A 6,850-nucleotide genomic window follows, 5' to 3' on the forward strand; every position below is an offset into this window, starting at 1 on the left:
CTTTATTTCGGGTACACAAGAATTAGCGACTAATAGGGGGAGATTGTATGAATTTGCATATTGAAGGCTATCAAGAAGATGGCGTCTACGTGCTTAAATTATCTGGTGAAGTTGATGCTTATACCGCACCTGAATTAAAGGAACGTTTATTAGATTTATTAAATGAGGACGGAACGGAAGTAAAAATTGACTTAGAAAAAGTTAACTACATGGATAGTACGGGTTTAGGCGTTTTTATTAGCGGATTAAAGACGTCTAATGAACTAAACAGTACGTTTAAATTAGTGAACTTGCAGGATAACGTATATCGCCTCTTTAATATTACTGGATTAAATGAGGTTATGGATATTGAAAACACAATTAGAGGTGGTATGTAATGACTAAGCCATTTGATTTTGTAGAAATGAAGTTACCGGCGAAACCAGAATACGTCGGAGTTCTAAGGTTAACAATCTCAGGTGTAGCCAATCGAATGGGCTTCTCTTATGAAGATATAGAAGATTTAAAAGTAGCTCTATCGGAGGCTATTACTAATGCTGTTAAACATGCCTATTTCGAAGACGATCAAGGTGAAGTTACAGTTGGTTTTGCACTCTATGAAGACCGCCTGGAAGTCATGGTAGCAGATTATGGCGATAGCTTTGATTTAGATAAAATTAAAGAAGATATTGGACCATATGATCGTGATATGCCAATAGACAACATGAAAGAAGGAGGTTTCGGTCTTTTCTTAATTGATGCCCTAATGGACAAAGTAGAGATTAACAATAACTACGGTGTAATTGTTGTAATGACTAAGTACTTGCAAGAAAATGAGGTGGGGCAAAATGACGACCAAATCTCAACCACACAATAATGAAGATGAAATCTACGAACTAATAAACCAACTCAGACAATCTCCAGACGATGAACTTATTCAGGAAAGAATAGTTTTAAAATACGAAAACCTAGTACACTCAATTGCTAAAAAATACTCGAAAAATTCCTCTATTCATGAAGATTTAGTTCAAGTAGGGATGGTTGGATTGATCGCCGCAGTCCGACGTTATGATGAAACCTATGGTAAATCATTTGAATCATTTGCGATCCCGACCATGATCGGTGAAATCAAACGTTATATCCGAGATAAAACGTGGAGTGTTCATGTTCCACGTCGCATTAAAGAATTAGGTCCAAAAATTAAAAAAGCAAACGAAGAACTAACGACCGAAAATCAAGATGCTCCTTCTGTTGAACAAATCGCAGCTTACCTTGACGTTTCCCAAGAAGAAGTATTAGAAGCTATGGAAATGGGACAAAGTTACAATGCCTTGTCTGCAGACCGTTCTATTGAAGCGGATTCTGATGGAAGTACAGTGACAATTTTAGACATTGTCGGATCTGAAGATGATGGGTATGAACAAACAGATTATAAACTGTTAGTCGAGAAACTATTACCAATTCTCTCTGACCGGGAACAAGATATTCTGAAATGTACGTTTTTTGAAAACCTAAGCCAAAAAGAAACAGGTGAGAAGTTAGACTTATCGCAAATGCACGTATCCAGGCTTCAAAGGCGAGCACTTCGTAAATTAAGAGAGTCCTTGTCTGAAGAAGATTTGGAGGTACTGTTTTGACCGAAAGTAAAGACCGTATGGAAGTCGCGACGTTTGATCAAGCAAAAAAAGGTAACTACTACTCAGGTGATAGTTATTTTTATATCGAGTTAGAAGACTTCTTTATATGTGTCTTAGCTGATGGCTTAGGCAGTGGGGAAGTTGCAAAAACTTCTTCAGAGGCCGTTATAGAAGTGGTCCGTCAAAATCTTCACGAGCCTTTAGATACGTTGTTAGATAAGTGTAACGAAGTGTTCTTCTCAAATGAGAAGCGTGGTTGTGTTATAGGCTTATTGAAAGTAGATTATTCAAAAGATAGATATTCTTATATATCGTTCGGTAATATTGGGATTATAGTGGTGCCTGTCGAAGGCAAAAAGAGACGAAACATCCCAGTTTCCGGTTATTTATCAGGTGTTCCATTAAATGCAAAAGTCCATCATGGTGAATTAAAACCAGGAACTGTCTTTTTTATGTTCTCAGACGGCGTGAATGAGCGACAATTAACAAATGAATTTTATAGTCATCGCTCAATGTCATTGACCATTGAATGGTACTCACTTCAAGAGACGTTATCAATGGATGATGATACGACGTTAATTGCGATGAAATTTATAGAATGAAAGCTTCAACGTTAAAAATTAAGAAGGACGTTGAGGCTTTTTTTAATGGATGTGGATTTTTGGTACAATAAGAAGGTGAGTTTGTCCTAAGTGACTGATGAGGAGGAAATATTTTGTCAGAAGTACATACAGATTTGATTCAATTTGTATCAAAACAAGTGAAAATCTCTTCATCAATTGTATCGAAAGTTATTGGTCTGATTGATGAAGGGAATACGATTCCATTTATTGCACGTTACCGAAAAGAACAAACAAATGGGTTAGATGAAACACAAATCCAATCGATTAAAGAAACTTATGATTATCAATTACAATTGCAAAATCGAAAAGAAGAAGTTATTCGTCTAATTGACGAACAAGGGAAACTGACGGATGAACTAAAGCAAGATATTCAAAGCGCAGGAAAATTACAACGTGTTGAAGATTTGTATCGTCCGTATAAACAAAAACGTCGCACCCGTGCGACCATCGCGAAGGAAAAAGGAATTGAACCGTTAGCTGAGTTAATTTGGAAACAAGAAGGCATTAACTTAGATGAAGAAGCTAATAAATACTTATCAGAAGAACATGAGGTTCAAACAACTGATGATGCATTAGCATTAGCTAACGATATAATTGCCGAATGGATATCGGATGAAGCGAAATTTAGAGAAAAAATTCGTTCCGTGACGTTTTCTAAAGGCTCAGTTTTGACGGAGAAAAAGAAAAATGCTGAAGACGAGAAGCAAATATATCAAATGTATTATGAATACAGTGAACCTGTTTCAAAAATGGCCCACCACAGAGTGTTAGCGGTTAATCGTGGCGAAAAAGAGAAAGTTCTGAAAGTCTCCATTGAGCCACCCGCTGATCAAATATTGGACTATTTAAATAAGTCCATTGTTAAGAAGCAAGACATAGAGGAGACGGCCTTTTTAAAACAAGCGATTGAAGATAGTTATAAACGTTTGATTCAACCTTCGATTGAGCGAGAGATTAGAACGGCAATGACGGATGAAGCAGAAGATCATGCGATTGATATTTTTGCAAAGAACTTAAAAAACCTGTTGTTACAACCACCATTAAAAGGAAAGATGATCTTAGGGGTGGATCCAGCCTATCGAACAGGCTGTAAATTATCCGTTGTTGATGAAACAGGTCATATGAAAGAAGTCGATGTTATTTATCCTACTGCGCCTAAGAAAGACACGGTTGGTGCAGAGAAGAAAGTATTAGAGGTACTACAGTCGTATCCGGTTGAATTGATTGCCATTGGAAATGGTACAGCTTCAAGAGAGACCGAGCAATTTATTGCTGAATTAATTCAAAAACATAACTTAGACGTTGCCTATTTAATCGTTAATGAAGCAGGGGCAAGTGTGTATTCTGCATCGAAACTAGCTCGAGAAGAATTCCCAGAATTACAGGTAGAGGAAAGAAGCGCAGTCTCAATTGCTCGACGTGTCCAAGATCCGTTAAGCGAATTAGTGAAAATAGACCCGAAGTCAATCGGTGTTGGCCAATACCAGCATGATGTTAGTCAGAAAAAGCTAAGCGAGTCACTTCAGTTTGTTGTAGAGACCGCTGTTAACCAAGTAGGCGTTAATGTCAATACAGCTTCAGCTTCATTGTTGCAATATATTTCTGGCTTAAATAAAACCGTCGCAGGGAACATTGTGAAATATCGTGAAGAAAACGGGAAGTTTACAAGTCGAACGGCCATTAAGAAAGTACCTCGATTAGGAGATAAAACTTATGAGCAAGCCATTGGATTTTTAAGGGTTTTAGAAAGTAATGAACCATTGGATCGTACGTCTATTCACCCTGAAAGCTACGATACAACCAAGCAGCTTCTAAATCAGATGGAATTAACAACAGAAGATATTGGAACAGATCAATTAATTGAGACGTTAAACCAAGAAAGTCTGCAAGGATTATCAGAAGGATTAGATGTAGGGGTTCTGACGCTAGAAGATATTGTAGCGGATCTTAAGAAACCAAATCGGGACCCTCGTGATGAATTACCGAAACCATTGTTAAAAATGAATGTAATGTCCATGGAAGATTTAAAAGAAGGAATGGAGTTACAAGGGACAGTCCGAAATGTCGTCGACTTTGGAGCGTTCGTCGATGTTGGGGTTAAACAGGATGGGCTTGTTCATATCTCGAAGCTTGCTAATCGATTCGTGAAAAATCCGTTAGATGTCGTAGCAGTTGGAGATATTGTGACTGTTTGGGTTGATGAAGTGGACCTCAACAGAGAACGGATTGCCTTAACGATGATTCCAGCACACTCATGATTCCTGTTGCATGTCAAAGTTTTTACTATGGTAAAAGAACCAACATTGATTTAGGATACGAATTTGGCGAACATCTTTATTAGCATATGCATTTAACATTTGGCGTTTAAACCATTTAGGCATAACCATCACCTTTAATCACCTAATTTTATTGATAGTATATGCATGAAAACCAAATTTGCTCATGAAATATATACCAAGATATACCTAGCATTAACGGTTGTTAGGTATATCTGTTTTTATAAAGGAGTAGGAGAACTATTGATGGATCAAGAGTTACTAATCTTAATAAAAGAAGTATCTAAAAAGTATTTTGATAAACCTTTTATTGGGGATGCCAGATTTAATAAAAGGCTTCGGACAACAGGTGGGCGTTATATTCCTCATTCACAAGTTATTGAAATAAATCCAAAGTATTTAACGGAATTAGGTTATGATGAACTGATCGGGATTATTAAACATGAACTGGCGCATTACCACCTTCACATTGAAGGGAAACCTTATCACCACCGCAGTAAAGATTTTAGAAGCTTACTTAAAGAGACAGGTGCACCAAGATTTTGCAAGATCCTTCCGTCAGAAGAAAAGAAACCAAGACTCATATATGAATGCCAAAATTGTGGGCAACAATACAAACGCAAGCGAAGGATAGATCTTAAAAGGTATCGTTGTGGGAGGTGTAACGGTCAGTTAAAACAAATTCATTGAAATCTTGAGATTGTCTTGACTTCAAGTTGCTAAACATGATAAATTTTATCTCGCAGCGTTAATTGAACGCCAAAAAATTTGGTTGTTAAAGGTATGATTTTTTTACTAAAAAGTTTGTTTATACTGATTGACAGTCATCCAAAGATGTTATATGATATTTAACGTCGCAAGTTAATGAACAAGTCATTTCATTGGGTATGCGACTAAAAATCCAAACTAATATTCCAGCGTAGCTCAGTGGTAGAGCAATCGGCTGTTAACCGATTGGTCGCAGGTTCGAATCCTGCCGCTGGAGCCATGGAGAAGTACCCAAGTGGCCGAAGGGGCTCCCCTGCTAAGGGAGTAGGTCGCGTGAGCGGCGCGAGGGTTCGAATCCCTCCTTCTCCGCCATTTTTAAAATGGCCCGTTGGTCAAGAGGTTAAGACACCGCCCTTTCACGGCGGTAACACGGGTTCGAATCCCGTACGGGTCATTTATTTTTGTTATAAGGTCCGGTAGTTCAGCTGGTTAGAATGCCTGCCTGTCACGCAGGAGGTCGCGGGTTCGAGTCCCGTCCGGACCGCCATTCATATTGGGCCATAGCCAAGCGGTAAGGCAACGGTTTTTGGTACCGTCATGCGCTGGTTCGAATCCAGCTGGCCCAGCCATTTTTTCTTAAAAATTAAGAGATATCGTTATGTAATATAGACGATTGAAAAACGTCTTTTTTTATTGCTTAAAAACAGGCTTTGCCGTGAGGTGTAGGCTTCGATGAGTAAGCTTACAATAATGGAAGAGGAATCGATGTTTTTAATTATACTAAGAGCCATTAGCTCAGTTGGCAGAGCAAAACCGTAAACATCATTGATTATACTTCTTTGTAGGTTTCTGCGAGGAGCGCGGGCGTCGTCGATTTAACTTGCAACGTGACGAGCATCTGACGAACTTTTATTAACATTATAAGAGCCATTAGCTCAGTTGGCAGAGCATCTGACTTTTAATCAGAGGGTCGGAGGTTCGAATCCTCCATGGCTCACCATTTGCGGTCGTGGCGGAACGGCAGACGCGCTAGGTTGAGGGCCTAGTGGGGGTTACCCCGTGGAGGTTCAAATCCTCTCGGCCGCATATCAAATAAATCTATTGCATTATGTCTTTGAATTTGATATTATGAAACTTGTCGCCATTGGCGCCCGTAGCTCAATTGGATAGAGCGTCTGACTACGGATCAGAAGGTTAGGGGTTCGACTCCTCTCGGGCGCGTAGCAATCTTAATAATTTCCAAAATTTTAGGGTTGTGTTTTTCTTAAATACAGTTTAATATATTTATTGCGAAACATTTAGTAGCTTTATTTCATATAATATGATGTTATTTGTTCAGCAGAACAATGTACAACTTCAAAAATTATATGCGGGTGTAGTTTAGTGGTAAAACCTCAGCCTTCCAAGCTGATGTCGTGGGTTCGATTCCCATCACCCGCTCCATTAAATGGGCCTGTAGCTCAGTTGGTCAGAGCGCACGCCTGATAAGCGTGAGGTCGGTGGTTCAAGTCCACTCAGGCCCACCATTTAATCATTCGAACCTTGAAAACTAAACAAAATAGCCTGTCGTCAATTCACATGTTTCGCATTTGATTGGGCGAAACATGAACGACGATTTATGAAGCCA

Annotated in this window: 7 protein-coding genes and 10 tRNA genes; 16 read left to right on the plus strand and 1 reads right to left on the minus strand. The window is 38.9% G+C overall.

The features are described 5' to 3' along the window. Positions 1 to 47: 47 nt before the first annotated feature. The 5 genes from EDC24_RS00250 to EDC24_RS00270 all read left to right on the plus strand — a co-directional run bounded on the left by EDC24_RS00250 (position 48) and on the right by EDC24_RS00270 (position 4,497). A complete protein-coding gene (locus EDC24_RS00250) occupies positions 48 to 377 on the plus strand; it encodes an STAS domain-containing protein (protein WP_124218889.1) in 330 nt (109 codons plus the stop codon). Then, a complete protein-coding gene (gene rsbW / locus EDC24_RS00255; protein WP_124218890.1) occupies positions 377 to 856 on the plus strand; it encodes an anti-sigma B factor RsbW in 480 nt (159 codons plus the stop codon). The genes EDC24_RS00250 and rsbW overlap by 1 nt, the downstream gene beginning before the upstream one ends. Then, on the plus strand, positions 828 to 1,616 hold the full coding sequence (sigB, locus tag EDC24_RS00260) for an RNA polymerase sigma factor SigB (RefSeq protein WP_124218891.1): 789 nt from the start codon (positions 828 to 830) through the stop codon (positions 1,614 to 1,616). The genes rsbW and sigB overlap by 29 nt, the downstream gene beginning before the upstream one ends. Beyond that, positions 1,613 to 2,218: a SpoIIE family protein phosphatase gene (locus EDC24_RS00265; protein ID WP_124218892.1), complete on the plus strand. Its 606-nt coding sequence runs from the start codon at positions 1,613 to 1,615 to the stop codon at positions 2,216 to 2,218. Before sigB ends, EDC24_RS00265 begins: the two co-directional genes overlap by 4 nt. 113 nt (positions 2,219 to 2,331) lie before the next feature. Further along, positions 2,332 to 4,497, plus strand: coding sequence for a Tex family protein (locus tag EDC24_RS00270; RefSeq protein WP_124218893.1), 2,166 nt, complete (start codon positions 2,332 to 2,334; stop codon positions 4,495 to 4,497). On the opposite strand, the gene cmpA is transcribed toward EDC24_RS00270, so the two are convergent. Further along, positions 4,492 to 4,620, minus strand: coding sequence for a cortex morphogenetic protein CmpA (gene cmpA / locus EDC24_RS00275; RefSeq protein ID WP_124218894.1), 129 nt, complete (start codon positions 4,618 to 4,620; stop codon positions 4,492 to 4,494). The genes EDC24_RS00270 and cmpA overlap by 6 nt on opposite strands. Before the next feature lie 141 nt (positions 4,621 to 4,761). Between cmpA and EDC24_RS00280 the strand changes: the two genes are divergently transcribed. The 11 genes from EDC24_RS00280 (at position 4,762) to EDC24_RS00330 (ending at position 6,749) form a co-directional block, all read left to right on the plus strand. After that, positions 4,762 to 5,205 carry a SprT family protein gene (locus EDC24_RS00280; protein ID WP_124218895.1) on the plus strand — a complete coding sequence of 148 codons (444 nt, stop codon included), beginning with the start codon at positions 4,762 to 4,764 and terminating at the stop codon, positions 5,203 to 5,205. Between the two features lie 223 nt (positions 5,206 to 5,428). Continuing rightward, positions 5,429 to 5,503, plus strand: a tRNA-Asn gene (locus EDC24_RS00285). Position 5,504: 1 nt separating this feature from the next. Further along, a tRNA-Ser gene (locus tag EDC24_RS00290) sits at positions 5,505 to 5,595 on the plus strand. A 10-nt stretch (positions 5,596 to 5,605) separates the two neighbouring features. After that, positions 5,606 to 5,677: transfer RNA gene (locus EDC24_RS00295), tRNA-Glu, on the plus strand. Between the two features lie 16 nt (positions 5,678 to 5,693). Then, positions 5,694 to 5,770: transfer RNA gene (locus tag EDC24_RS00300), tRNA-Asp, on the plus strand. A gap of 7 nt (positions 5,771 to 5,777) precedes the next feature. Continuing rightward, positions 5,778 to 5,852 (plus strand) — tRNA-Gln (locus EDC24_RS00305). A gap of 295 nt (positions 5,853 to 6,147) precedes the next feature. Continuing rightward, positions 6,148 to 6,223: transfer RNA gene (locus EDC24_RS00310), tRNA-Lys, on the plus strand. A 3-nt stretch (positions 6,224 to 6,226) separates the two neighbouring features. Then, a tRNA-Leu gene (locus EDC24_RS00315) sits at positions 6,227 to 6,309 on the plus strand. 61 nt (positions 6,310 to 6,370) lie between these two features. Next, a tRNA-Arg gene (locus EDC24_RS00320) sits at positions 6,371 to 6,444 on the plus strand. A gap of 148 nt (positions 6,445 to 6,592) precedes the next feature. After that, a tRNA-Gly gene (locus tag EDC24_RS00325) sits at positions 6,593 to 6,666 on the plus strand. A gap of 6 nt (positions 6,667 to 6,672) precedes the next feature. After that, positions 6,673 to 6,749, plus strand: a tRNA-Ile gene (locus EDC24_RS00330). Positions 6,750 to 6,850: the final 101 nt, after the last annotated feature.

Origin of the sequence: Aquisalibacillus elongatus, from assembly GCF_003843875.1 — a bacterium.
GTDB classification, from domain to species: domain Bacteria; phylum Bacillota; class Bacilli; order Bacillales; family Alkalibacillaceae; genus Aquisalibacillus; species Aquisalibacillus elongatus.